This window comes from Croceitalea marina, assembly GCF_042684265.1.
Classification (GTDB): Bacteria; Bacteroidota; Bacteroidia; order Flavobacteriales; family Flavobacteriaceae; genus Croceitalea; species Croceitalea marina.
In genome coordinates, this window is the sequence record NZ_JBHULB010000006.1 from 401,933 (window position 1) to 426,809 (window position 24,877).

Sequence of the window (24,877 nt, forward strand, 5' to 3'; positions counted from 1 at the left end):
TTACATTGTTTTAAGCCCTTCATCAATTTTATCCACTAGAAAATCGAAGCCATTCAAATTGGGGTTATTTTGAATTTCATCATCAATCAGTTCTAAACCATGGTCGATATGCATTTTAATGTACTTGGGAATGTCTTTATCTGTTCGATAAAGACCATAATGAGAACAGATTAAAGCAATATAGTTTTGAGTGTAATTCCCAAAAAGAACGCTTTGCCTGTACTCCTTACCTGATGAATTTTGAATATTATTCAAATCCAGCTTTTCATTCTTGGAAAGGGAATAGGTTAATGCGATTCTGGCAATTACATTTTCGGGACCAAGTTGCAGTCTCCTGGTCAACTCCGTAACTCTTAATTTATTTGCACTGGAAGTCCTAATATGTGTAAACGTGCTCATGGTAAGTATCAAATAGTTTGGATGGTTTGATTTTTAGGAACTCCGAATGACTATATCCTATATTCTTTATTAAAAATGTGGCGTTTATGTTTGGTAGTAGGGAAGCATATTCTTCTTTATTTAATTCTTTTTCCAAAAGAGGGAACAACACCACTTGTTCGGAAACATTGGGGTAGAAATCCTTAATAATATTATTGGAATGTTTCTTATCAAACTTTTGAAGGGGACTGTCGATGAAAATCGGGAATTTAATATTGGATTCGTCCACCAGGGCCTTCAGGATAGATGTTGCATAAAGCTGTTGCTCCCCTTTCGATAAGGATTCCTTTGAAATAATCTCCTTGGATTTATCATAAAGGTTGATATCAATGATTTCATCCTGTATTTCAACTTCCACCTGATTGACGAAATCAGTTTTGTGCATTAGTCGATTGAGACCATCCTTTATCCTTTGTTCAAGTGTTGATTTTTTATCATTTTTGAGCCGAACAAGAAATCGCTCAAGGTTTTCCATTTGTCTTTTTGCCAATTCATCCTTCTTTCTATCAGATTCCTCCAACTCTATTTTTTTAGCTAGTTCGGAAACTTGCCTAGAGATTACTGTGAGTTCCCTTTGTTTACTCCCTATATCCTGGTGGATAGTAGCCATTTTTTCGTCTATTTCCAGAATCCGCTTATCGACCATATTTTTTTCCCGACGAATTTCCTTAACCAAAAGGTCATTTTCCTTGGATTCGGCATTGGAGATCTTTCGAATCACTTTGTTGAAAGCCAATCTATTGTTCCGGTCTTCAGTGATAAGATTTTTGAAAGCGGTATTGTACGAAAGCGTAAGGTTATCCCAAATTGCGTTAAATTCTCTGTATTCAGCTTCACTAAAATCTAAAAGCACTTTAAAGTCTTCTTTGTCACCTGCAAATTCATCCACTATTGCCTTTTGCAGCCCTTGTATCAGTTCCTCCCTGTCATTTATTGATAAGTCGGCATCGTCAAATCCCAACTTCTTGAACCTATCCACGATTCTTCTTGCCTTGTCAGTTAGAATATCGGGGTTTATCCTTCCTGATTTGCTCAACGCTTCACGATTGGCCTGCTGATGTGTTTCTTTTAGTTTCGCGCCAGCAATGGCAAAGGGTGCCAATTCCAATAAATCCTTAAGCTGATTTCTGATTGTTTTACGTTCCTCGGTAAGTCGTTCTCGTAGTTTCTTGAGGTCTATTAGCTCTTCAACAGATAAGGAGTTGCCTTCACGAATCAGCTTTTCTTGAAATTGCTCCGATTGTCTTTTTTTTGTTTCCTTCTCTTCCAAGAGCATTTCGACTTGTTCTAAGTTGAATTCCATTCGACTTTGAAGCTTGTCCAATCGTTCTTTGAGATCTACAAATTTCTGCTGTTCCCTCAATGAAGCGGAATTTCTTTTAAGACGTAATCTCAAATCTTGAAGGTTGTTCTTAAGATCAACGTATTTTTTAATACCCAAAACCTCCGAATATGCCTTCCCAAGGTTTTTTTTATCCTCTATCGATTTCATTTCTGCAAGCGAAACTATTTTCTCTGCATCGAAGAAAAAGAATTTTGCAATTTCCTTGGGCAAAATGAAATCATGGATGAAAATCTCTAACCCCACTGATTTGGTTAACTCATTCTCTTGTCCATCAATCAGTATTTCTAACCGGTCGTTATTCTTTACCAGATCAAAACGACGTGTTATTTTGATGTTCTCACAAGGAACGGAAGGAATATAAACGTCAGAAAGGGTTAAGCTCACATAATATGAGGTTTTATTTGATATTGTTCGGTTCAACCGCTTGGCAGCATACTTTTTATATCCTCCTGCCTCATAAATCTCCCTTTTATATTTTTCATCAACATCCGCCATGAGTTTCCCATAGAGACACCAAACTAAGCCTGTTAGGAAAGTTGTTTTGCCGAAACCGTTTTCACCAGAAATGACAAATACATTTTTGTCAACGGTCGGTGCAAAATCTATGTGATTTAACCCTTTGTAAACACCATAATTACAAAACTCTACCTTACTGATAACCACTGTTAGCTTGTTTTACTGTTTTTTACAACTTTTTCAAGGTGATTTTCAAGGTCATTTTGCAACCCATAATTTTTCATCAAGATGGTCTTGCTCTTTTGTAGGGCCAATAGTTCATTAATAAGTTGGAAATCTTCATTGTCATTTTGACAGGCCTCTTTTAACATTTGCTTTTCTCTTATAACTTGATCGTTACTATCTTGTAAGTCAAGAGTTCTACCAAGTACTTTTCCATAAATCTCGGCAACATTAAAATCAAAAATGTTGTCTCTGTGCCAAAGCACTTGAATCGCCACTAATTCTTGATAGTTGATCAGGTTGATATCAGGTTGCTCCACTTGTATCTCTTTTTGAGCTTTGAGAAGCGATTCAAGAAAATCTGCCCTAAATTTTGGCTTGTAAGGGCCTAGTTTTCCATCTTCCTCCGTTCCATCCTTACGTTTTTTTTCTCTTGCATTTTCATCATCCCTTGAAGCAGCAAGCAAATCCCTAAGCTCCATTAAGGGTTCCATCCAATCTTCCCCATTTTCAATAAGCGCCTCCATAGATTTATCCCTCTTTACTACAGTACAGACCCAGCATCCAAAGCGGCTATTTCCACAAGAAGGGGTAGTTTTATCAATCACTAAGGGGCAATCACCACTGTTGGCATTTTTATAAAGTGTAATGAGCTCCTTGTTGGAAGCCCCCCATGGAGAGGGAACTTGGGCAAGGTACTGCCAGAGGTCATCTGTTTTAACATCCTTAATAGCCGCATATACATAGGCATTCTGCAAAATATGTTTCCTTAGCCTACTACCTTTAACCTCTCTCTTTTTGAGATTTTTGGCCCTATTGGAACTTTCATCACTTCTTGTTCCAAGTAGTATAATCACTTCACCTGAATCACTAATCTTTTCAAGGATAAATTTTGTAGTAGGATTTATCTTGAGTCTTTCAGTACACCACCGGAAAACATTATTTGGAGATGGATAGCCTTTCCCTATTAAGTTGACCCAAAAAGTATCTTCCAAAGCTGGAGTAGTTTGTTTTACAAAAACCGGCATCGATTGTTCATGTGCCGCTTTCTGAATCTTACCTAAAACCCCTTCAACAAACTCAATTACTTTCGGATTTTCAACCAAAGTATTATTACATACCACGTAAATTGGCCTAGTCCTATTAGCTTCTGAAATCTTCTTTACTGCTAACCATGTCAGTTGCAGTAAAAGAGTGGAGTCCTTTCCCCCGCTAAAGCCCACTATCCATGGTCTATTGTTGTCATCTGCAAGATATTGATCTTGAATTTCAAGTATTAATTCTTTATGGTCAAAGGCCATATGATATTGTATTGTAATTTAGTTTTCTTCGTAATCGGAACGTTGAAGAACAAGAGTATATTCTATCTAATGATAATTGTCCGGTCCAGTATTCGCATTAAGCTTCCTTATAAGAAATAGGAAAATACTTATAAATTATAACTTTAACAACTGGATTTAGAAGAAATACTGAACCTGCTTCATAATTCAAACATACACGTGAATGTAGTTCCCGATTTCAGGAAATCCAATGGAGAAAATAATTATTTATTCAGAATATATTAACTGAATCTGCCTCCTCCTCCTCTTCCTTCTAATTTCCCCTCTTGCTTCTCTTACTTAGATTACAAAAAGCTTTTTTTTACAATTATGAATTTCCAACAATCTGACTTATGAACACCGGCAGATTTGCAATCCATATAAATCAATGCCATTTGTAACTAAGCCAAGATATTTTCAGTCAATCATAATTTTACTAACAAATAACTGAAAATCAGGTGTTTTAGGTACTCCAGATAGTAATTTCCGAATATCAAAAAAAATCAAAACCTAAAGCACTTTTGATATGAGAAAATCACTGTATGTTACCCTTTTTTTAGTTCTAGTTTCCAATTCCATTTTTGCCCAAATCGGCGGAATTGAGGATTCCGTCAATGATGTTTCCGATACCATCCGGGCCATTTTTCCCATCATTCTGGGGGTCATCTTTTTGATTGGCTTTCTGTTCAATGCGGGACATTTTTTTGGAGAGAATGCAGACCTCAAAAAAGGCATTACCCGAGTATTGGTCTTCGTCCTTATAGCGGGGGCCGTTGTGGGCATCTTCACCTATCTCATCGGAATCGTGGTCTAAGACCTAAAGAGGCCTTTTTAATCCCTGTCTAATGAAAAAGTACGAAGTGTATCGAAACATACGCAAACGCGCCTTATTGTTTGGGCTGCCATTGACCCTGTTTGCCCTACAGATGGTCTCCGTGATAGGTTCCCTGTTGGTCATCATCTTTTCCTTTGGTTTGGGAAGCATTTTGGGTGCCCTGCTCTGGAACCCCATACTGTATGTGGTATTGACCAAAATCGCCCATCGGCCACAGCTGCTCCAACTGGGCCATCCCTTCCCCAAACATATCAGCAATAAACAAAACAGCTTTTTGGATTATGAAGACCATTGATTTTGCTTCGCGTTCCCCCATTTTGACTATGGAAGGAAATACCGTCTTTGCCAGTAATGGCAATGTGGTCCTGGCCTATGCAATCTCCCTTCCCGAAATCCACTCCCTTTCGGAAACGGATTTTGAGGAACTGCACGCCACTTGGTTCCAGGCCTTAAAATCCTTGCCCACCGGAACAATCATCCACAAACAGGACACTTACCGAAAAAAAGCGTTTGATACTTCTGCCCTGCCCCAACACAGTTTTTTGGAAAAGGCCACGGCCGAGCATTTCCAAGGTCGGGAAACTATGGAACACCAAAGCCAGCTGTACTTCATCCTTCCGCACAACAAGGGAATGCAGCAGTCCAAATATTGCAACCCTTTTTTGAAGGTTCCCAAAGCACTTCCCAAGGAACAGGATGATCGTTTGCAACACTTTGTCCGAAACGTTACGGATGCCGTCAACTATCTCAACAACAGTCGGAAGTTTTCCATACAACCCATGCAATCTGAAGTCTTTGAAGCCCACACCCATGCCTATTTCAATGGCTTTGCCGAGGATATGGATACGGATATCCTCTTGGGAAGTAAGGGTATCCAAGTTGGCGACCATCATTTTGATGTGTTGGCGATCAACAGCGAACTGTGTTTTGGGGAAACCGTGCAGAGCAGTATCCCCAACCCAAGTTATACTTCGGACGCCTTTAGCTTCCACCAGGGCTTTATCGATGGGTTGGGCCTTACCTTGGAGGAAGACCATATCGTCAACCAGATTCTCTATCTGGATGACAAACAAAAATGGCGCAAGTCATTGGACAAGAAAATTGAAGAGCTGAACAAGAGCTCCAATTTTGGTTCGCAAAACAAAGTAGTACTTGAAAAGGTCTCGAAAATCCGGGACCACATCAATGAGGACGACCAATCCCAGGTCATCCGAGGTCACCTGAATATCATCTATTGGCATAAAGAAAAGTCCCAATTGGAATCCGTTGCCTCCAAGATCAAGGCCACTTTGAAAGAACTGGATATTCTCCCCTACCATCCCAAGGGAGCGGTGCGCATCCACTATTTTTTGAACAGCTATCCCTGCCATGCCCCCAACTTTTCGGATGGGGATCTCTATGTGACCGATTTAAAGCATGCGCTTTGCCTGTTTTTGAATACGACCAATTACCAATCCGATACCACGGGCATTTTATTCAATGAACGGGTCTTTAACATCCCTGTCTTTAAGGATGTCTGGGACGAACAGAAGAAACGTATCAAGGCCCGGAACTTTGCCATTTTTGCGCCCACAGGCGAGGGCAAGTCCTTTTTGGCCAACCATATTTTGCGTCAATATTTTGAAAGTGGGGTACGTCTGGTCATCATCGATTTGGGGGGTTCCTATACCAAGTTTGCCCAGCTCTACCCCGATCAACATGCCATCCTGCGCTATGAAAAGGGGCAGAACCTAGGCATCAATCCCTTTTACATCACTTCTGAGGCCGATTTGGACCCCGAGCGTTTGGAAGACCTGGCCCATTTTCTATTCGAGCTTTATGCCGCCGATAGTCCAATTTCCAAATCACAGTCGGTGGCCCTGAAGAAACTGTTGTTGGCCTACTATGAGGCCGTTCGCTCCGGGCATTCCCTCAACGGGTTCTATGTTTTTTTGGCTGAACACCATAAGGCATTGCTGGAGCGTCTGAATATTGATGCCGTGCATTTTGATGTAGCCGACTTTCTCCATATCCTATCCGAATATGTAGACAACGGTCTGTACAGTTTTTTGTTTGCCTCCAGTGAAGACCAGACGTATCGCTTGGAGGACAAACGCCTGATTATTTTCGAGTTGGACGAGGTAAAGGACCATAAGGAACTGCTGTCCATCATGCTCAAGCTTATCAAGACCGCCATCCAGCGCACCATTTGGCGTAACCGCTCTGAGCGGGGCATTATCCTTTTTGATGAGTTCGCCAAGCAACTGAAGTTCGGCAATGTGCTGGAGAGTGTGGAATTCTACTATCAGGCCATCCGAAAGCAGAACGGAGCCATCGGTATCATTCTACAGAGCATCAACCAATTGCCAGACACCCATACCTCGGCCAGTATTTTGGAAAATACCCAGGTCATTTATAGCCTTCGCAATGAAAAGGGCTACAAAGACCTAAAGGATAGACTCAACCTTTCTGACCACGATATGGACCAACTCCGATCCATGCAGAACGACCTGACCGGGGAACGAAAATATACCGAGTTCTTTTTGAAGATAGGGAAAGAGGGCAATGTCTTCCGTCTGGAAGTGCCTCCTGAGGTATACGCCGCCTACCTCACCGACGGCGTCGAATCCGAGGCGATCATGGCCCTTTATGGAAAGTATGGCTCGATGGAAAAAGCCATCAATGAATTTTTAACCCAAAAAAGCACAACAACATGAAAACAAAAAAGACACGAACCTTCAGGAAAAACGTTCGAACCATTATCACAACTACCGTATTCATTCTTCTAATAAAAGGCCACGGTGTGGCCCAGGGGATGCCGGTTTATGATAATACCAACTTTATCGGCATGGCCAAATCGCTGGTGGAGTCCGCCAAACAAACCGCCGAGCTGTTGAAGACCGTGGAATTTCTGAAAGAGCAAAAAGATAATATCGTCAAGGTGAACAATGCCATCCAACAATTGAAAGCAGTTCGGGAACTGGCCCGGAACCACGATATTTTGCTGCGTACCGTACGACAGGACTTGAACGCTATTTTGGGTTCCCCTTTTGTCCATCCCGAGGAAGTGGAACAGATAAGCACCTCCTTTGAGCTGATCATGGCCACGGCCATCGATGACCTCGATTTTATCAACCATATTTTGTCCAGTGATTTTCTGAAAATGTCCGATGCTGAGCGCACGGCAATGCTGAAGGAAAAGGAGCGGCAGTCCCAGGAAATGGCGGCCGAGATCACCAAGAAGACCCAGCGGTACCGGGACATCATTGATTTTCGAAGGATGCAGGACTTGATCAATAACCGCGAAACCAACTATTGATGCAAGTTGCGACCATCATTTTGGGCATCGGCCTCGAATATGTGGATGCGGTCTTTCAGACCATCCGGGACAGTGACTTTTCCCAATACACCATTTTTGGGATAAAAGTTCTGGCCGTACTCTTCTTTTTGGTCAACATCCTCAAAAAATACAATGAGGGCGTGGCCGAAAAGGAAGGCTATACCTGGGGGTTGCATCCCAGAGACCTGGCCAAGAATCTGATGGTGGTGCTCCTGGTCATCTTTTCCGATCAGGTATTGGGCTTTTTTGATGGTATTTTGGTGGCCATTGAGGGACAATATCGGGACACGGCCCCGGCGCTCCTCCCCCTCCAATTACAGGATATTCCGATCGAGGAGGAAGTGGGCGCTATGGAGGCCGCCAAAAAAGCGATGGCCTTGCTCTATGAAGCGTTGGTGACGCCCCTCTTTGGGTGGCGGATCCTGGCCTTTATCCTGAGCCTGTTCCTCTGGCTGGTAGATCTGTTCATCTATCCGCTCTTTTTGGCGGAGCGGTATTTTCTATTGGGCATCCTGCAGGCCTTTTTCCCGCTGGTCATCAGTCTGGCCGTCTTTGAAAAGTTCCGCTCCATGGCCTATGGTTTCTTTAAGCTCTATGCCGGGGTCTATATGTTGGTGCCCGCCTTCTTTTTGGTCAATGTCTTTGTCAACAATCTCTATACCGAGATTACCACCAACTTTTGGTCCACGCTGTTCGGTACCGATGTGGGCGGTCGTATTTTCGGTCCGGTGGTGGAACTTGGCACCATTGGTTTTATCGTCTTTTTGAAGTTCAAACTGTACAAGAAGGCCACTTCCTTTACCCTAAAACTATTCAGCTCCTAAAGCCTCATTGAGGCATTAATTATAAACCCTATGAAATTTTCGTATCAAAACATCCACACCCTTTTTCGCATCAACCGTGTCATTGTCATCAGTGTGGCGGTGATGGCCCTGCTCAGTAGTGGCTTCTCCGGATGGATGGCCTACCATATCCACAAGGAAAGCCTACAGAATGCCTTTGCCATCGACTCCCAGGGCGAAGTGCTGCCCCTAAAGTGGGAAGACCAACACCAACAACTGGAAGTGGAGGCCCTGGCCCATCTGGAGCGGTTCCATCAAGTTTTTTATGGTATCGATGCCTCCACCTTTGAGGCCCATATGGAAAAGGCGCTGTGGTGGGGCGATGCCTCGGTGGACGAACTGTACCGCCAAAAGAAACTGGAGGGCACCTATAACCGTTTGGTACAGTACTCCCTGGTACAGGAAGTGACCCACGTGGATACCCAAATCGAGTTAGAGGATTGGCCGCTTCCCTTCCAGACCCGTACCCTTTTTGAAATCAAGCGCGGAACGGTCATAGACCGTTACGAACTGCTTACCACGGGAAAACTGATCCAAGTGGAGCGGCATTTTCCCAACAATCCCCATGGGTTGTTAATCACTGATTTCTTTGAAAAAACCTTACGTAAAATCCAAAACGAAAAATAGTACACCATGATACTGGAAAAGAACAAAATCGTATTTGCAGGGGTCATCGGGATCCTCCTAATCTTTCTGGGCAGTTACGGGTATATCCTAATGACTGGAAACGACGAACCAGAGGATACCCTGACCCAACCCGAAGTTCCGCAGTGGGAAGACACTGAATCCGAGTACTCCAGCAAACTAGAGGCCATCGATGCGCTAAAGGAAGAACGGGAGACCCAAGTGCCTTCCGTCTATCCGGAACATATGATCGATGAGAAAGGGTACTTCAATCCGGACTATATGGAGTATGAAAAGCAACGAATCATTGACAGCATCCGGGAACAACGGCCGTATGCAGAAAATTACCAATTTGATTTTGAAAAGAAAGCCGACTCCAAAGCTGCCCAATCGATTCCAAACGATCCCATCAAAATGGTTACTGAAACTGCCCTATCTCCCGAAGAGCTGGGCCTGGAGCACCAACTTTTTTTTGCTGCGAATCCCGAAGCCTTTGAACATTTACACACGGCCAACATACTGGTCGCAGTGGACGGGAAACAGGTCCTGCGCAAGAACAGCCGTATCCGATTGCGGTTGGTGGAAGCCGTAATCTTGGAAGGGCAGCATTTTCCAGCCCATACGGTGGTGTTCGGGACGGTGCGTTTTCGGCCCAACCGGGTGCTGTTGCACATCACCCAAATCGGTCAGCTCCCCATGGACTGGGAAGCGTATGACCTGCAGGACGGAATGCAAGGGCTGTATCTGGAAAACTCCCTTCGGGAGGAAGCGACCCGGGAAGTCGCCGAGGATGTGGTCCAAGACATCAATATCGCCGGACTGCCCCAGGTCAGGGGTCTGAAAAACGTCTTTCAACGGCGGCAACGTAACCTTAAGATTACTGTTTTGGACGGCCACCAGCTACTGCTACAACCCAATATCGATTAATTACATCACACGAAACCCATAAACCGTTTCCCATGAAAAAAATCCTATTATTTTCCGTTTTGTTAGGAACCCACACCGCCATTCTGGCCCAAGGGCAGTTCTTGGATACACTCTATGCCAATGCCCACCAAGTCCTATCCCTATCCTTTGAAAGCCCCATCGATAAGGGCATCACCGGTAGTGAGCATTTTACGTTTGGCTTTAACCGGGAGATAGCGGAAAACCTCGGACTGTTGCAGGCCCAAAAAGGCAGGGAGAGCAATCTGTTGGTGCGAACTTTGGATGGAAATCTCTATGGCTTTATCCTGGCCTATCGGGATACCCTGAGTGAATTGCACCATTTTATTTCAACGGATCAACAAATTAAAAAGCCCCTCCAAAAGGACGGGACTGGCACACTGGAAAAAGATACGATTCGGATTCCACCCGACCCTAAACCGGACTATGCCCAGAACTGCCAAAAATTACTGGAACGCCAAGGTTCCTTTCATCATATCAAACGACAAAAGGGCCTCCGCATCCGTATGGCTGAAAGCTTGTACCATGGTGATAAGGTCTACGTCGTGTATGAACTGAAAAATCGTTCTGCCATCCCCTATGAATTGGGGCAGTTGCAATTGTTGAAGGTCCTGGGCACCCAAAAGCGGAAGGCCTCCTATCAGGAATTGCCCATTTCGCCCTTGTACTTCCATCAAATGCCCAAGGTCATCGGTTCTGGTGCAAAACTCCGTTTTGTGGTCGTCTATCCGAAGTTTACCCTAAACGCTGAAGAACGCTTGCAACTGAAAGTCCTGGAGACCCACGGCAGCCGAAATTTGACCGTAAAGCTGCCTTAGCTCATTTCTCGAAGAGGGCACGGATTTCGTCGTGGATGCGGTAAAAGTTCCCTTCCAAATCAATGGCCCCTTTGTTCGGGACCTCGGGCAGTCCTTTTTGCAATTGGGGTTCTTTGAAGCGTATTTTTTGCTCCTTCCCGTCTGCAAAAGCTATAAACTCCCCCTGCCGCAAACGAAAGAACACATCCGCCCGTATCTTGCTCACCTCCCTTTCCCCCGTGGTCACACGGGTATCAAAATTGATGGTCCGGCTTCGGTTGACACTGGTGGTCGGCTTTTTGACCAATTCAAAAAAGCGTTCGTAATATCTGGCCGTATCAGGGTCGTTTACCTTACCAAAGAACTGGTAGGAGAGGTTGCTCAAAATGGCACGACTGGCCTTCTCGCCATAGAGCATATCGTTCTGCACCTTGTCTTGCATCACATAGATGGTGGAAATGTCATAACTGCGCAAGGTGGCCGGAATACGGTGCATATTGAGCAAACGCAAGGTCGGGGCCTCCTCCATTAACAAGAAAGAAGGCCGCGCTCTACGTACTGCCATCTGCTTGGTCAGGGTATGGATGATGGTAGCGATTACGGGCGCATAGGCGGTCTCGTATTTGGGATTGTTCACCACGGAAACGATGGTGGGCCGTTCCCGTTGGTTGATGTTGAGCGGCACTTCATCCGCAGAGAGCACATAAAAGTTCCGTTTGGTACTGATCTTTTTCAGGGCGTTGGACAAGGTACTCCGTACCCCTGCGGTCTGGCGTTCCGATTTGGTGCCATTGATAAAGGCATCGGCCATGGCCTTGGCGGTATGGTTGCCCTTTAAAAAGGCTTCGAGGCTTTCCATATCCAGATATTGGTAGAGGGCCATCAAATGGGGCAGGGTACAGTATTGGGGATATTCCGATTTAAGTTTCCAGATCATCCCGCCCAAGAGGCCTTCCACGGCATCGGTAAAGAATTTGTTGCTGCCCGTGCTTCCGGACTCCTTTTGTTCCAGGAGGTTTTCGACCAACACCCGGGAGAGTTCGTTGACACTTTCCTCGGAGTCCATATAGCGGGGTGCAATGGGGTTGACCCGATGGTGGATGGGATTGAACCCGATACAATAAAAATCGGTCAATTTGGAATCGATCAGGGGATGGGCAATCTCGGTAAGCTCAAAATCCTTATAGTCGTGGATAACCCCCGAGAACCCGTGTTGGGCAAAATGATGCAGCAAGGGAGCGACCACACTTTCCGTTTTTCCGCTCCCTGCAGAGGCAATGATGGAAATGCCCCTACGGATGTTCCGAAGGACCAACTTGCCTTTTTGATGCTGCAGCACCGCTGTAAACGGGGTCAGTTTTTCCTGTCCACTGTCTTTGTGTAAAAATACGTAAAAGACCACATGGACCAATAGTAAAGGGCAGACCAAACCCAGCAATACAGGTGGCCAGGGAACCTTCCCATAGCCATGAAGCATGAAGGATAATCCAATAATGACCAAAATACCAAGGTGAAGTGCAAAGCGTGTTCTTTTGTAGAGAAATAACAGGATTACACTCCCCAGGACACCTACTGCGATAATCAACTTCCAATGTTCTGACATGGTCCTTTCGTTTACGGTTTAAATTCCAATGGAACCTGAGTTAATGGCTTTGCCCATACCACGTTTTAGGGCCTTGATGGTCTTTAGGGCGAACTGCACTTTATTGGTCGGAATACTGGGCAATATGGGAATGCCCGACTTCCCCAATAGTTTTAGTGCCAGGTCCTTTTCATTTGCGGGCAGTCCCAGGATGGCGCCGAAGTACAGTTTGGGGTTGTTGAGCAAAAGCTTACGGGATTGATAGCGTTCCACAAAGTTCCGTTGGTAGCCAAACTGCTTGTCAAACAGTTTCTCACTCTCGGTAAAAAAACGGTCTCGATCAAAGCCCCGTTTTACGGTTTTTCCATGGAGTACTACTTCGGACGCTTTATACTTGCTTCCGGGGGAAAGGCTGACCGAGTTGCTGGCATCCCTACGGCTAACGATGATGTGCACATGAGTCTGCATCCCTGGTTTGGGCATACCCTGTACGATACGTTTTCCGTCGAGTTGGTGTGGGGCCGATTGTTCCAATCGGGCAATTCGTTTTTGGAGTGTGGAAACCTTCCCTTGCTCCTCCCCTCTTTGGATGCGTCGCATGTGGTGCTGCAATTCCAGAATTTTGGTTGCCGTGGGCTGGTTTTCCCGTATCTCCCGATCAGTACCCTTGAAGTGGCGTTGGTGTTCGACTTTGGCGAAATACTTGATGTCGTCAACATTGGGCGGACGGCCCTCAATTTCCCGATGGAAGGATGCGGCATAAGTCTTCATCAGTTCTCGGGTATAGTGCTTTACATCCATAGTTGGATTTTGGAGGTGTCGCAGTTCTGCTGGGCTTGGACTGACGGTAATGGCATAGAACTTGGGTTCATGCTTGCTGAGCCGTGCGGTGTTTTTGTCGATTTCGACAATGACCTGCTCCGCAGCAATTTCATCCCCGTTTTGGTTAAAAAAATATTCTTTTTCGGGAATCGCCAAATCCAAATTTTCTTTTTCGAGATAGGCCACATAATCCGATACACTTTGATTAAAGTTGCCCTTGGTCTGTTGGGGGCTGATGGTGATATACATGCTGTTTTGCTTTTAGGATTCAGGGGTACGGGACTGCCCTGTTTTGTTTTTCCATTGTTCCAATTCGGATTCCAGCGTTTTGGCGGTGTTCTTCCGTTCGGTCAACAGGGGCTTCTTATCGGTTTCCTTTTCTCCCTCAAAGAGTGCATGCATCATGGCAGCGGTGGGCTTGGTCTGGTTCTTTTCGATGTCCTTGATGACCGCCATCACCGCATTGATGCGTTTTTTTATCAGGCTTTCGAGCGTATGCATATGCGGTCCCAGGGATTCCTTTGGGGAAAGCCCGTTGGCCTCAAAAAAGTCAAGCATCAAGAGCAGCGTCATGGATTGGGAGGCTCCCATTCTCTTACTGAACCGTCTAAATTTTTTTGCAATCGAGCTCTTGATGCTCAAGCTCTCAAAACGTTCTTTTTCATATCCCTTGTCCATTTTTCCGTGAAAAATTTGCTGGTTTTATTGGGCTGGTGGCATTTTTCCGTGAAAAATATCGACCGTTTCCCTTAACATCCTTTTTCTAATTTGGGTAATTCGTTATAAATCAATGTTTTGACAAAAACCGCAAACCCGTAACAGGGCGTTAGCCTGTTATCCTCTTGCTTCTCCTTTTCGTCCCGCTCGCGGGACCAAAATTTCTAACAATCCTGTCCGAGGACAGATTGCTTTTCTTTAAAAAATGTAGTTACGGTCAATGGGAAAGTCAAATCTATTCCGATTCGTATCGGAACTATTGACCGTGATTTATTGTATTATAAATATAGGGATTTCAGCGTTTAATATACAACGAAAGCCCATCATTATGGATGGGCTTTTTTGCTTCGTTTTGGTGTTCAAATACGGAACACATACTTGTAACTGTCAAGGTTTCGTTGTGTTTCCGATTCCACCAGTTGGTCATAGTCCAAATGGTATTTTTTGGCAACGCCCACAACTGTTCGCCAAACCGAATCTCCACATCCTTTCTGGACAGCGAATGCAGATAGGCATGGGTTTCTTCATCCAGATTGTTGTAATTGCATGGTATCATGACCACGGGTTTTACAGCAATCCACTATCGGAAAAACTAAAGTACTTTCCATGGGGGACGATGATCAGATGGTCCAATACCCGAATGTCAAAGAGCTCGGCGGCCTTTTGTATCTTTTTGGTGATTTGCCTGTCCGCTTGGCTTGGTTTCAACGTACCTGTGGGATGGTTGTGCGCCAAGATGATGTTTGTCGATGCGGTCTTCAATACCACCGCAAAGAGCAGGCGTATATCCACCACCGTACCCACGATACCCCCCGTGGAGGCCTGATAAGTGCCCTTGACCTTATTGGCATTGTTGAGCAGTAACACCTTAAAGGTTTCCTGCAAACCGATGGTATTTCCATCCCAGTTGTCATAGAGCAATTTGGCCACTTGTTCCGAATCTGTCATCGGTTGGGAATCGATGACCCCGAGTTTTTCACAGTAGCTTACTTTTATTTCGTTAACTTTATTTCTCATTTTACATTAGTTTTAGATTGTAGAAATGAAAAAAGAGGGCAAAACTGTGGTTAGTGTGCGCCCTCTTTCTCTTTGTTAGGCCTTATTTGCATTGCCGTTCTTGCCCCCGAGCAATAGGATTTCGTTCGCCTCGATCTCCGTTACATAGCGTTGGTTGCCGTCATCGGTGGTATAGGTTCGGGTCTTGAGTTTACCCGAAACACCGATTTCCTTGCCTTTGGAAGTATACTTTTCGATGATTTCGGCGGTCTTGCCCCAGACCACCACGCTGTGCCAATTGGTGTCCGTTTGCTTGGCCCCGTTGGCATCCTTGTAATGCTCGTTTGTCGCCAAAAGAAACCTGGCAACCTTTCTTCCGCTTTCCAAAGTAGTCACTTTGGGATCTTCCCCGATATGACCAATCAACTGTACATGATTCTTGATAGTACCCATAATTAAATGATTTAAAGGCCTGCCTTGTCGGCAGACAGGATTACTAATTCCCCTGTTTTGGATTTCAATTGAAATTGAATTTTAAGGGGTGTTTGTTTGATTTCTTGCGTGCACAGCACAATAAAAGCGGTGGGTTTTGTCAAGACTTTTGGGAAGAAATCAGGAAGGTTCGCCACGTAGTTTTTTACCAACGGGCTAAAAACAAGGCAGTGAAGAACTTATTTCTTTCCAAAACCCAGCATGGTCTTGACAAGTTCCATAAGGGCATTAGCAATTCCTTCAAAACCGATTGTAAGGGAAGCGTATGGGAAATGAAGCGACCGCGGCAAGTGGGTTTTGAATTGGAATTGGTTATGTCCTGCCTGTTTTTCGATGCCCCGAAAAACAACCGGGGCCTCTTTTATTATAAACCCCTTAAAATGATCTGGACAAAGACTGGATTTTCAAGAAGTATTGAGCTAAGGCCAAAGTATCATTTGCCAATAATTGTGTAAAGAAAATCCAGTCTTTGGACTTCCGATTACGAAATCCCATTTATGGCACATTAACTCGAATGGATTTTTTTGTTTAAAGGGCGTAGCTTGTCATCAATAGCTTTTTACGTTCGGTATAATCAAAAGTCACCTATTTAATGGAACACAAAAATGTAACGAAATTCAGACCCCACTAAGCTTGGCGATTTGAGAGTTAGAACTGGGAATTCATATTTAAAATATAATTATCGCGTATCGCGATACGCGATAATTTCTTGTAGCATTTTACATTTCAATATTCCATATCGTGATATGGAATACTATTAACAAAAGCAGTTTACCACAGATAAAACCCAAAGATTTGGTGATATTCAAAAAACAAGTTGGCAAAAACGACCTGCACTGCACTCAAATGACATTGTCCGAAATGGCAAGCCTTCAATGGCAAACAGGTAAATTGACTCTAAATGTCAAAACATATCAGACCTTGATTCCAACAAATTAAAATACTTCTCTTTCATCTCATCTGAAAGAAACGAAATTTCTATCAACTCCTTCCATTCCGGTATTGTTTCCTTCATTTCCCCTAAGATTCCCATTATGGTTTTTTCGTTAAGTTTCAATCGCTCCTTTGCATAATAATCCATAAAGTCGGATGCCTTTAAATTGCTCTTTTTTCCTTTAAGGGTCAATGCAATTTCTTCATCGGGATTTTTGATGGCAATTGAGGAATTCAACAAATCGTAGGCCGGTGCCAAGGTAATTTTTCCATTTTTAGTGATCAGGGAAAAGTTCTTTAGGTGCATATCCTCGTTTCCGGTAACATAACAAAAGATAATCCTTTTGAAAAAATCGGCCTTTTCCACCAAAGGAAATGAGCAAAATTCGTCAATGACGGGAACCAATTTTTCCATGGTAAAGCTGTATTTGGTATCCCTTGTATTTCCAGTCAGTTGTGCAAAATCCTCAACGGCGTATTTTTTCCCTTTGCCATAGCGATCAAAACGTTTGATAAAATACGATAAACTACCATCTTTGGCATAGACCATCCCATGAAAGGGCACATTTAAACCAAAGGTTTTGGCCATACGCATGGTCAGGTCTTCATTTTCGGGCAACTGGGGAAACAAATCGTTTTGAGGCTTGATGATATATGATCCAAACTGATCCACAATTTTGAATTCCTGATCCACCACGGAAACAGTTGCGCTTAATTTGGGCTGTACCCCCTGAATAGACAGTTTTTTAGCCCTGTTTGCCGCTTCCCGTCTCAATTCGGCCGCCGTATAGGGCAAATCCTTCAAATCAAGTAACTTGGGGGCGATCATTTTGAGTCCGCCCCGACTATATTTCGCCGTACCGCAAGGTTCGTATGTAATCGGACACCTATTCGCCATCTATTGGTTTTACGGTCACGGCACCGACTAGATCGGCCCCTGTGGCCATTAACTGTGAGAAATAGTCCTTTTCGTCGATTTTTGCGATCCTCAATAACCCCTCCAACATGATACCCTCGGGCAACAGACCTTCAAAAAAAGCGGGGAAGGATCTAAAACTGTATCTTTCCTGGCCAATGGGCATGGTCAACGAGATGGCCTCGCCATCGTAATCACTATCATAGCCAAAATTATATTCGTTAGCGGAGACCTCCGTAAGGACTCCTGCTCTTTTTCCATGGACAAGTACCACTGCTTTTCTCATACCTAATGGGTCAAGGGACTCTTAAATTCTATCTTTATGTTCAAGACACGGAGCACCGCGAGAAGGTTGTCCCAACGGACTGTCTCCTTGTTTTTTTCAATATCAAAAACAGTGGTCTTCCCAATTCCGGCCAAATTGGCCAATTCCAGCTGAGTGAGCCCCGCTTTTTTACGATGGTTTCTCACCATCAGGCCCAAATCAAAATCATTCATTTTTACTGTTTAAACGGTAAAAGTAAGTAATTTAATAATATAAGGCCTCTAACTACAAAGAATTTAATATATTTTACTGTTATAGCGGTAAAAATAAAGTTTAACCACTTAAAAGTCTTAATAACCTTCGATAATACCGATTAATTACCGCTATAACGGTAATTAGATATCTACAATACATCCTTACCTCAGTTTGAATACCAAAAATATTGTTTTTGAAAACTTAATGCGGTTAATCCGGTCGTGCCTATGAAAAGTTACCTATTCGGTGAGCACAAAAATGTGAAGACACTGAAATCCCAATAAAATAAGCTAATTAGAATTTAGGTTCTAGTATTTATACGTCAGAATTGAGGTATATGTCCAAGTTACGCTTGGTATGAATCTTTCCCTTGAATGAGAGAACTGAATTGAACGAATAAAACTTCTACTTTGGAAAAAGTGGAGCTGCTTTCTCCAATAGCTCTCTAGGGGTTCTGGTGAGTTTGAATTTTTCGACCTTGTTATCAAGAAAGAATGAAAATGGTTTATACGACGATTTCAGCATTGCGATACCCTCTTCTTCAGACCGAGGTTTTGGCTTTGCCTTTGATAATTCAAACCTTAGATAATCTTCTTGATATTCCATTAGAACGTCCCATAATTGTATTTTTTTTGATTGCAGGGCTTCTTTATTAAACATGAGAGTATCTATATCTATAATGACAATATCTTGAACTCTAGAAACATCCAGACCACTTTTTTCCAACTTGGTGAGTTCATCCTTAAACCAACTATTTACGATACTGTTCATGCCGGCCGTATTGAACATTCGATAATGCACCACCAATACTGGTCTTATTATACCACGCTTTGTTGGGAAAATTGGGTCGTAAGCAGCTTCACCCTTTAATAGAATCTCAATATTTGCTACAAGTTGTCTAACGGCCTTTGGTTTGCTCTTTTCGTTTTCAAACAGCTTCAATCTGAGTTCATCGTTAAGAACCTTATAATCAGGACTTGTTTTTGACTCTTTGGATATTAATATATCCTTGGATTCAAATAGCATCGATCTTTTACCATTTCGAACATAGTAATCTGGTGCACTATTCATTACTTGGTCAAGTTCCTTTCCTGATTTTTGAACGTAGCGGTTCCCGAATATTTCCTTCAGTATTGTATCGAGAGCGTATTGCTCACTGTATTCATAAGTTTTAAGTCCATACAACCCTTTTACTTTTTGGTCATCTGGTAACTTATCGTTAATTAATTTTAGCCTAAAATATAGTCCATTGTAAATCATCTCGATTACGAAAAGAGGTGAGATAATACGGTATCTTAGGTCTTCAATCTTGTACAGCGGCTTACTTCTTAAAGTCACAAAATCAAGCTCTGAAGCTATGTCATCAGGTGATAAAATGTGCTTATCTATGAAATCTTCGTGGGAAGGGTCTTCTAGATGAATTTCCGTATGGGTTTCCTTATCTTTCATTAAAACTGAATGGGTAATACCCAATAGACGTCGCAAGTATTCATTGTAATTCTCAACACCATAGTACTTGTAAAAGGCATTCAATAAAGGCGCACACTGCTCAATACCAGAAAGAAACTCAAAGTAAGATATAGCTCTCAGAAACTGACAGGTAAAGACTTTGTCAGTTCTGTAATTTGTTAAATCATAATTATGAAATTGCAACATTAGCAATACCTGAGCAGGCGTAAATTGTATACCTGATTTTTCATCGGCCTCCTTTTGTGCAATTCCTCTATCCGTGAATGCAATCTGATTGAGGTTTAGGTAGGCTTTAAATATGTCCTGTTCCATTTCCTCATTAGTTTTTTCTGTTTCAATATCTTCGGAAACATTATCAAAAACGTATTCAAAAAACAAAAGGCTACTCCCGACATATGGAATTTCATAGTCGGCAATAGCGTACTCAGCCTGTGCTACGTAGTTCAATAGATTCTGGTATGCATTGTTAGCAAAATTTTGGTTCCCTTTCGAGAAGAACATATTCATAAAAGAAATGACATCACTGTACCTAGATTTCTCTGTATTAAAGCCAAGAAAGTGAGAACCTGTTTTCAATAAGGTATCACGACTTATTGCACTCAGATACTCATTGAGAGATTTTCGGTCTTCCCCGGGAAAACAGGCTTCAAATGTTACGCCTAACTTAAACTGCATTTGTTTGTTCATTTATGTTGATCAAAACTTCTTCATCAATCTCCTTTCCAGTTATATGCGACAACAACTTGGCATAATTGATAATTTTACCATCATAACCCACTTGCTTTAAAAGAAGTACTCCAATTAGAAAATGTAATCTTAAACTCAAATGAAGAGCATCTCGAAATCTTTCCTCTTCACTTTCGGTCTTAATAAAACTCCCGTGCAAATAGCTATTTCTATCCTTAATCATCTTAAATTGTTCCGAGGTGAGCCCGTAACCAATAATCTCAAAGGATTTTGCCAATTTATCTGCATTTGGTGGACTATTAAGCCTATCTACATTTTTGAATAACACTTGTATATTGATTTCTTCATCCGTTAATCCCTTTTGTTCTTTCTTATCCTGAATCAATATCTTGATTTCTTCAATCAAATCATTGGCTATCTTTTTGTCCTTGATTGGGTTTAGTTTCTTCGAACTATCCATTACAGTACGCGATAAGTAACTAGTAATGGCTTCAAGTGCCACGTAATAGTTGGGTATCCTAATTTCCAATGTGGCTTTATGGCCCAATATGTACAGTAATGCTGCCCTTTGTACCTTCTCTTCTTCACAGAAGAGCGTAACAAGTTTTGAGAAAACGTCTGAGGAGACATCAACTATTCCTTCATACAACTTTTTCCTTTGAGATTCGGAAATCATTCCCTTTTCATCCCTCTCAAAATCTTCATCAAAGATTCTTACTGAAAAGGGGTTTGTTGTTATCAGAGGTTGGTTGGAAAACACCGAAGAGCGCATCGAAGTATATTCTATACTTTTCGGTTCTTTTAATTTACTATCGTCAAAGGTCAACAGGTAGCTTTCATTAAGCACCAGATCACCCTTAAGCAATGCGATGCCCAAAAGGGTATTGTAACATTTTTTTTGGAACTCTTTTTTTTGAATAGGCTCTAAGCAATCTATGATAAAATAATAAAAACCATCTTTCCGAACATTGATAAGGTCAAAGCCGTGGCCATCTATATTACAGGCAAATAATAAAGAAGTACCATTTCCAACTTGGAACAGTGTTTTTTTAAAATCCCTTAAGTCCAATTTGTTTTTCTCACCAACTGGAACAACATACCGCAATAAAACCTCTTTCGAATCATTCGTTATCACATTGGTACTAAATGATGAAATGGTTCCCTTGGAATACTTGGAATCATGCTCCAAGTAACCAATATCGTTTGCCAGATAGTCCTTTCCCTGCAAATGGAGTGTTCTGTTTTCATTGACGAATTTCAGACTGTCCGACCTTTCAAATTGAATTTCTTTGTGGTTTTGCAGACCACCTACTAACGGAGAGATGGTTTCAAAGCTAAATTCTCCATCTGACTTTTTCAACTCAAGGGAACAGCCATCCAAATGATGGTCAATAGCAACAATTGTAAAGGTCTGGTCTTGATTCAGAATCTCTATTAAATCCAAAGTGGGATTGAAGTATTTCGTTTTTAAATTTTTCATTGGGGCCATTCATTAATCCTCCATCAGTTCCACTGCTTTATACCAATAATAAAATATAGACTTGTCAGGTTGACGCTTAAGTCTATTCAGAAATGTCCAATCTGCATGCTTTATAGCCAACTTGGCCGTGTCCTGACCTTCAAAATATTCAATGGCTGTTGGCTCTTTCTGCAATAAGTTGGCACATAAATACGCTACTCTGGCCGAAGCCGCCATGGCCTGCTCAATCCTAAAATGGCCTGTCATCAAAAAGGCTGAAAAACTACGAATTCCTCTGAACAGATCTACAAACTTTTCCTTGGTGTCAGTTGATGCATTCCGTTCTCTTTTGGCAATGATAACACAAGTGTTTATGGTGTCCCAGAGTACATTTGATTCTGAAAGGTTTCTTGCCTTAAATTCTTCATCTGAATTTCGATAGCCCAACTCTGCTTTCGCGAAAGCCGAAAAGCTCTTTTTAACAATGGTAACATCGGTAATTCGTTCAAATAACTGACCTAAATCAAAAAGCTGCTTACATATTTCCATTGCAAAAGATTCGTCACCTTTATAATATGGAATACCTATGGTCTCAGGCGCAAAAGCCGTCAATTTATCACCGGTTATGGCATTGACCGATGGGGCAGTTACTATTGTGGGCTCATCATTAATGGCCAGCCAGTATGTATCAATAGAAGCCTCTATAAACTCTGGATAATGCGAACTATCGAAAAGGATATCGAGTAAAATAGTTCCGGGAACGTCGGGATTATAAACAGAATCAAATTCAAAGGTATAGTGCGCTTTTGGAATACCTTCTTTATAACTGCGCCGCTCATTGAGTGTTACAGTTTTGAAATGGGAATTTTTGACCACATCGTTGAGTAAGGCTTCCAGAGGTTCACGTTCGATTTGGGCAATGATATCAATATCAATCGAGAAGCGGTTGCCTTCTTTCAAAAGCAGTACCAGAGAAGTACCTCCCTTAAAGACAAAATCAAGACCTGCTACTTTCAGCTGTTCCAAAAGCGACAGGGCATTCACCATTTTCTCTAATATAGTTGCGTTGATGGACTTATGCTCTTTCTTACCGCGAAAACCATCCATCCATTCTCTTGAAAAGCTCTTAGTATCTATCATTTAGTATATTATCTAGGGTATTGAGAAGATGGCTGCTCATAAATTGTTTTATCTCCTGTTCTTTCTTTCGTCTCTTGGCATAACTAAAAAGCTTGGTGAAGTTGATACTGTAGGCTTTGATGATATTTTCATAGATATGGGTCATTTCGGAGCCCTGGTAGAAGTGGAAAAGGCGCTCTTCAGCAAACAGGTCAACCATTATCTTTTCAAGGGTAGCGACAAAAACCGATGTTTTACCGACCTTCAATTTGCTCTTGGGTGCTCTTGTCACAAGCCGTTGTATGACTACGGAAGTATCACTTTCTGAAATATAGAATTGAATATCCTTTTCATCAGGTTTCAGATAAATATCCATACGGAGATTATCATTGAGATAGTAATACAATGAATCAACAAATTCTCGCTCTATCTCAACAAGAATTATTTTATTGAAGGTCTGATGCCTTGAAAACTGATTAAGCCACTGGGTTTCCCAGATACAGTAGTCAATATCCTCAAACTGGTCATTCACCTTTCTTGCTATTTTGAGGATATTTTCAGATGGATTTGCCTTGTATTTGGGCTTGTATGAAATTACATACCGACCACGACCAATCGTCTTAATGATGTCTTTCTTCTTAAGGTCATAGATACGCCAACTAAACGTGCTTTCTTTAAGGTCAGGTTCAAAATCGAGATAAAACTCATAGAGTTCGCTCCTATCAAAAGAATCACGTCCCTTAAAGTTGTCTATCAACCTATTTTCAATAATTCTTGGCATTGTTAAAAATCAAATTTTTACCAAAAATACAAAAAAGTGGCAAAAATTGGAAATCAAAAGTTTACCACTAAAATTAAAAAGTGGCAAAAATTTGATTTAAGTCTTATTTATTAGATTAAGTATTTTGTATAGAATACATAGAAAGAGAATATCCAAAATAAAAGTCAAATGACACCAATTGTAATCAATAGATAGTCAATGTTTGTTTTGGTTCAAGCATTCTATCTTTTTTTAGTTTTCAGTATGTCAAAATAATTCTACATTGATTGGTTTTAACCAAAAACCAGATTATGTATTTAAACCACTTTCTTTCTCATTGTAAAACGGAAAAAAAACTGAGTGAAAAAACTATTGAGGCCTATACATCAGATCTCAAACAATTCAAAAAATATATCGAAGATGAATTTGACATCCAGGATTTTAGATTAATTCAAAAAGAACATATTAAGAAGCATTTGATTCACATCAATAAGTATGCTCCTAGGACGGTCAAAAGAAAAATAGCAACCCTTAAGGTATTCTATAGTCATCTTTTATATGAAGATTGCATTTCGGAAAATCCATTTGATAAAATACGTATTAACATAAGAGTCCAAAAGTCACTACCCTCAGTGTTGTCACTAAAGGAAGTTACCGCAATACTTAAACAGCTTCAATCTCAAAAATCAGAAGCTTCCAAGAGTTCTATGACGTACCGACAAATTGTTAGAAATATAGCTATTGTGGAGTTGTTATTCGCAACTGGAATTCGTGTTTCAGAACTTTGTTTTCTAAAAATGTCTAACATACATTCTGACTTTGGCACAGTAAGAATCCTAGGTAAGGGAAATAAAGAACGTATCATTCCCATCACCAATGGCGAGACAATAAATGCGTTGAAAGACTACCATAGCTTATTTCGAGAAAAGATAAATGAGAACTCTTTCTTCTTTATAAATCGTTTGAATCATCGCCTTTCCGAGCAATCTGTTCGTAATCTTATCAAAAAAATATCTCAAGAATCAGGAATCAACCGTGGTATAACTCCGCATGTTTTCAGACATACTTTTGCTACACAACTTTTAGAAGCCAATATCAACATTAGATATATTCAAGAACTCTTGGGACATAGCTCTATTAACATAACCCAGATTTATACTCATGTCAGCCATCAAAGAACCTCTGAGATTCTTAAACTAAAGCATCCCAGGAACCTCATATCCTACAATTAGCTATCCGAACAACGGATAACTAATTATTAT

General features: G+C 41.9%; 25 protein-coding genes. 8 read left to right on the plus strand and 17 right to left on the minus strand.

All coding sequences use genetic code 11. The features are described from left to right. Genes ACFSQJ_RS03940 through dndC form a run of 3 tightly spaced genes read right to left on the minus strand, consistent with a single transcriptional unit; the run spans position 1 to position 3,762 of the window. On the minus strand, positions 1 to 399 hold the full coding sequence (locus ACFSQJ_RS03940) for a DndE family protein (protein ID WP_377765740.1): 399 nt from the start codon (positions 397 to 399) through the stop codon (positions 1 to 3). Further along, on the minus strand, positions 377 to 2,446 hold the full coding sequence (gene dndD / locus ACFSQJ_RS03945) for a DNA sulfur modification protein DndD (protein ID WP_377765742.1): 2,070 nt from the start codon (positions 2,444 to 2,446) through the stop codon (positions 377 to 379). The genes ACFSQJ_RS03940 and dndD overlap by 23 nt, the downstream gene beginning before the upstream one ends. A 2-nt stretch (positions 2,447 to 2,448) precedes the next feature. Next, the gene (dndC, locus tag ACFSQJ_RS03950) at positions 2,449 to 3,762 is read right to left on the minus strand and encodes a DNA phosphorothioation system sulfurtransferase DndC (protein ID WP_377765744.1); all 1,314 of its coding nucleotides are present in this window, start codon (positions 3,760 to 3,762) and stop codon (positions 2,449 to 2,451) included. 544 nt (positions 3,763 to 4,306) lie between these two features. On the opposite strand from dndC, the gene ACFSQJ_RS03955 reads away from it, so the two are divergent. Beyond that, the gene (locus ACFSQJ_RS03955) at positions 4,307 to 4,594 is read left to right on the plus strand and encodes a hypothetical protein (protein WP_377765746.1); all 288 of its coding nucleotides are present in this window, start codon (positions 4,307 to 4,309) and stop codon (positions 4,592 to 4,594) included. A gap of 106 nt (positions 4,595 to 4,700) precedes the next feature. Here ACFSQJ_RS03955 and ACFSQJ_RS03960 read toward each other — a convergent pair whose 3' ends face one another. Further along, positions 4,701 to 4,907, minus strand: a complete 207-nt coding sequence (locus ACFSQJ_RS03960) for a hypothetical protein (protein ID WP_377765748.1) — start codon at positions 4,905 to 4,907, stop codon at positions 4,701 to 4,703. Here ACFSQJ_RS03960 and ACFSQJ_RS03965 point away from each other — a divergent pair. From ACFSQJ_RS03965 to ACFSQJ_RS03990, 6 genes are read left to right on the plus strand one after another with little or no spacing between them, the layout of a single operon-like run. Beyond that, the gene (locus ACFSQJ_RS03965) at positions 4,897 to 7,311 is read left to right on the plus strand and encodes a TraG family conjugative transposon ATPase (RefSeq protein WP_377765750.1); all 2,415 of its coding nucleotides are present in this window, start codon (positions 4,897 to 4,899) and stop codon (positions 7,309 to 7,311) included. The two genes, ACFSQJ_RS03960 and ACFSQJ_RS03965, sit on opposite strands and share 11 nt — an antisense overlap. Next, on the plus strand, positions 7,308 to 7,913 hold the full coding sequence (locus tag ACFSQJ_RS03970; RefSeq protein WP_377765752.1) for a conjugal transfer protein: 606 nt from the start codon (positions 7,308 to 7,310) through the stop codon (positions 7,911 to 7,913). The genes ACFSQJ_RS03965 and ACFSQJ_RS03970 overlap by 4 nt, the downstream gene beginning before the upstream one ends. After that, the gene (locus ACFSQJ_RS03975) at positions 7,913 to 8,758 is read left to right on the plus strand and encodes a hypothetical protein (RefSeq protein WP_377765754.1); all 846 of its coding nucleotides are present in this window, start codon (positions 7,913 to 7,915) and stop codon (positions 8,756 to 8,758) included. Before ACFSQJ_RS03970 ends, ACFSQJ_RS03975 begins: the two co-directional genes overlap by 1 nt. Positions 8,759 to 8,788: 30 nt before the next feature. Beyond that, positions 8,789 to 9,403 (plus strand): conjugal transfer protein TraK, encoded by a 615-nt coding sequence (locus ACFSQJ_RS03980; protein ID WP_377765756.1) that lies wholly within the window; start codon positions 8,789 to 8,791, stop codon positions 9,401 to 9,403. A gap of 6 nt (positions 9,404 to 9,409) precedes the next feature. After that, positions 9,410 to 10,327 (plus strand): conjugative transposon protein TraM, encoded by a 918-nt coding sequence (traM, locus tag ACFSQJ_RS03985; RefSeq protein ID WP_377765758.1) that lies wholly within the window; start codon positions 9,410 to 9,412, stop codon positions 10,325 to 10,327. A 32-nt stretch (positions 10,328 to 10,359) separates the two neighbouring features. After that, a complete protein-coding gene (locus ACFSQJ_RS03990) occupies positions 10,360 to 11,163 on the plus strand; it encodes a DUF4138 domain-containing protein (protein WP_377765760.1) in 804 nt (267 codons plus the stop codon). Position 11,164: 1 nt separating this feature from the next. On the opposite strand, the gene ACFSQJ_RS03995 is transcribed toward ACFSQJ_RS03990, so the two are convergent. From ACFSQJ_RS03995 to ACFSQJ_RS04055, 13 genes are all read right to left on the minus strand, one after another. Continuing rightward, positions 11,165 to 12,745, minus strand: a complete 1,581-nt coding sequence (locus ACFSQJ_RS03995) for a type IV secretory system conjugative DNA transfer family protein (RefSeq protein ID WP_377765762.1) — start codon at positions 12,743 to 12,745, stop codon at positions 11,165 to 11,167. Between the two features lie 18 nt (positions 12,746 to 12,763). Further along, positions 12,764 to 13,795: a MobB family relaxase gene (gene mobB / locus ACFSQJ_RS04000; RefSeq protein WP_377765764.1), complete on the minus strand. Its 1,032-nt coding sequence runs from the start codon at positions 13,793 to 13,795 to the stop codon at positions 12,764 to 12,766. A 12-nt stretch (positions 13,796 to 13,807) separates the two neighbouring features. After that, the gene (locus ACFSQJ_RS04005) at positions 13,808 to 14,224 is read right to left on the minus strand and encodes a BfmA/BtgA family mobilization protein (RefSeq protein ID WP_377765766.1); all 417 of its coding nucleotides are present in this window, start codon (positions 14,222 to 14,224) and stop codon (positions 13,808 to 13,810) included. Between the two features lie 334 nt (positions 14,225 to 14,558). After that, positions 14,559 to 14,819, minus strand: coding sequence for a hypothetical protein (locus ACFSQJ_RS04010; protein WP_377765768.1), 261 nt, complete (start codon positions 14,817 to 14,819; stop codon positions 14,559 to 14,561). Positions 14,820 to 14,830: 11 nt separating this feature from the next. Then, on the minus strand, positions 14,831 to 15,280 hold the full coding sequence (locus ACFSQJ_RS04015) for a JAB domain-containing protein (protein ID WP_377765770.1): 450 nt from the start codon (positions 15,278 to 15,280) through the stop codon (positions 14,831 to 14,833). A 75-nt stretch (positions 15,281 to 15,355) separates the two neighbouring features. Then, on the minus strand, positions 15,356 to 15,712 hold the full coding sequence (locus ACFSQJ_RS04020; protein ID WP_377765772.1) for a single-stranded DNA-binding protein: 357 nt from the start codon (positions 15,710 to 15,712) through the stop codon (positions 15,356 to 15,358). A gap of 943 nt (positions 15,713 to 16,655) precedes the next feature. Beyond that, on the minus strand, positions 16,656 to 17,582 hold the full coding sequence (locus ACFSQJ_RS04025) for a HipA domain-containing protein (protein WP_377765774.1): 927 nt from the start codon (positions 17,580 to 17,582) through the stop codon (positions 16,656 to 16,658). Continuing rightward, on the minus strand, positions 17,572 to 17,874 hold the full coding sequence (locus ACFSQJ_RS04030) for a HipA N-terminal domain-containing protein (protein ID WP_377765776.1): 303 nt from the start codon (positions 17,872 to 17,874) through the stop codon (positions 17,572 to 17,574). The genes ACFSQJ_RS04025 and ACFSQJ_RS04030 overlap by 11 nt, the downstream gene beginning before the upstream one ends. Positions 17,875 to 17,888: 14 nt before the next feature. After that, positions 17,889 to 18,074 carry a helix-turn-helix domain-containing protein gene (locus ACFSQJ_RS04035; RefSeq protein WP_377765778.1) on the minus strand — a complete coding sequence of 62 codons (186 nt, stop codon included), beginning with the start codon at positions 18,072 to 18,074 and terminating at the stop codon, positions 17,889 to 17,891. Between the two features lie 451 nt (positions 18,075 to 18,525). After that, on the minus strand, positions 18,526 to 20,265 hold the full coding sequence (locus ACFSQJ_RS04040; protein ID WP_377765780.1) for a hypothetical protein: 1,740 nt from the start codon (positions 20,263 to 20,265) through the stop codon (positions 18,526 to 18,528). Next, positions 20,255 to 21,757, minus strand: a complete 1,503-nt coding sequence (locus ACFSQJ_RS04045) for a hypothetical protein (RefSeq protein WP_377765782.1) — start codon at positions 21,755 to 21,757, stop codon at positions 20,255 to 20,257. The genes ACFSQJ_RS04040 and ACFSQJ_RS04045 overlap by 11 nt, the downstream gene beginning before the upstream one ends. 12 nt (positions 21,758 to 21,769) lie before the next feature. Then, positions 21,770 to 22,876 (minus strand): nucleotidyl transferase AbiEii/AbiGii toxin family protein, encoded by a 1,107-nt coding sequence (locus ACFSQJ_RS04050; protein WP_377765784.1) that lies wholly within the window; start codon positions 22,874 to 22,876, stop codon positions 21,770 to 21,772. Then, on the minus strand, positions 22,863 to 23,636 hold the full coding sequence (locus ACFSQJ_RS04055; protein WP_377765786.1) for a DUF6577 family protein: 774 nt from the start codon (positions 23,634 to 23,636) through the stop codon (positions 22,863 to 22,865). The genes ACFSQJ_RS04050 and ACFSQJ_RS04055 overlap by 14 nt, the downstream gene beginning before the upstream one ends. 290 nt (positions 23,637 to 23,926) lie before the next feature. Here ACFSQJ_RS04055 and ACFSQJ_RS04060 point away from each other — a divergent pair, with 290 nt between their 5' ends. Further along, positions 23,927 to 24,847 carry a tyrosine-type recombinase/integrase gene (locus tag ACFSQJ_RS04060; RefSeq protein WP_377765788.1) on the plus strand — a complete coding sequence of 307 codons (921 nt, stop codon included), beginning with the start codon at positions 23,927 to 23,929 and terminating at the stop codon, positions 24,845 to 24,847. Positions 24,848 to 24,877 lie beyond the last annotated feature (30 nt).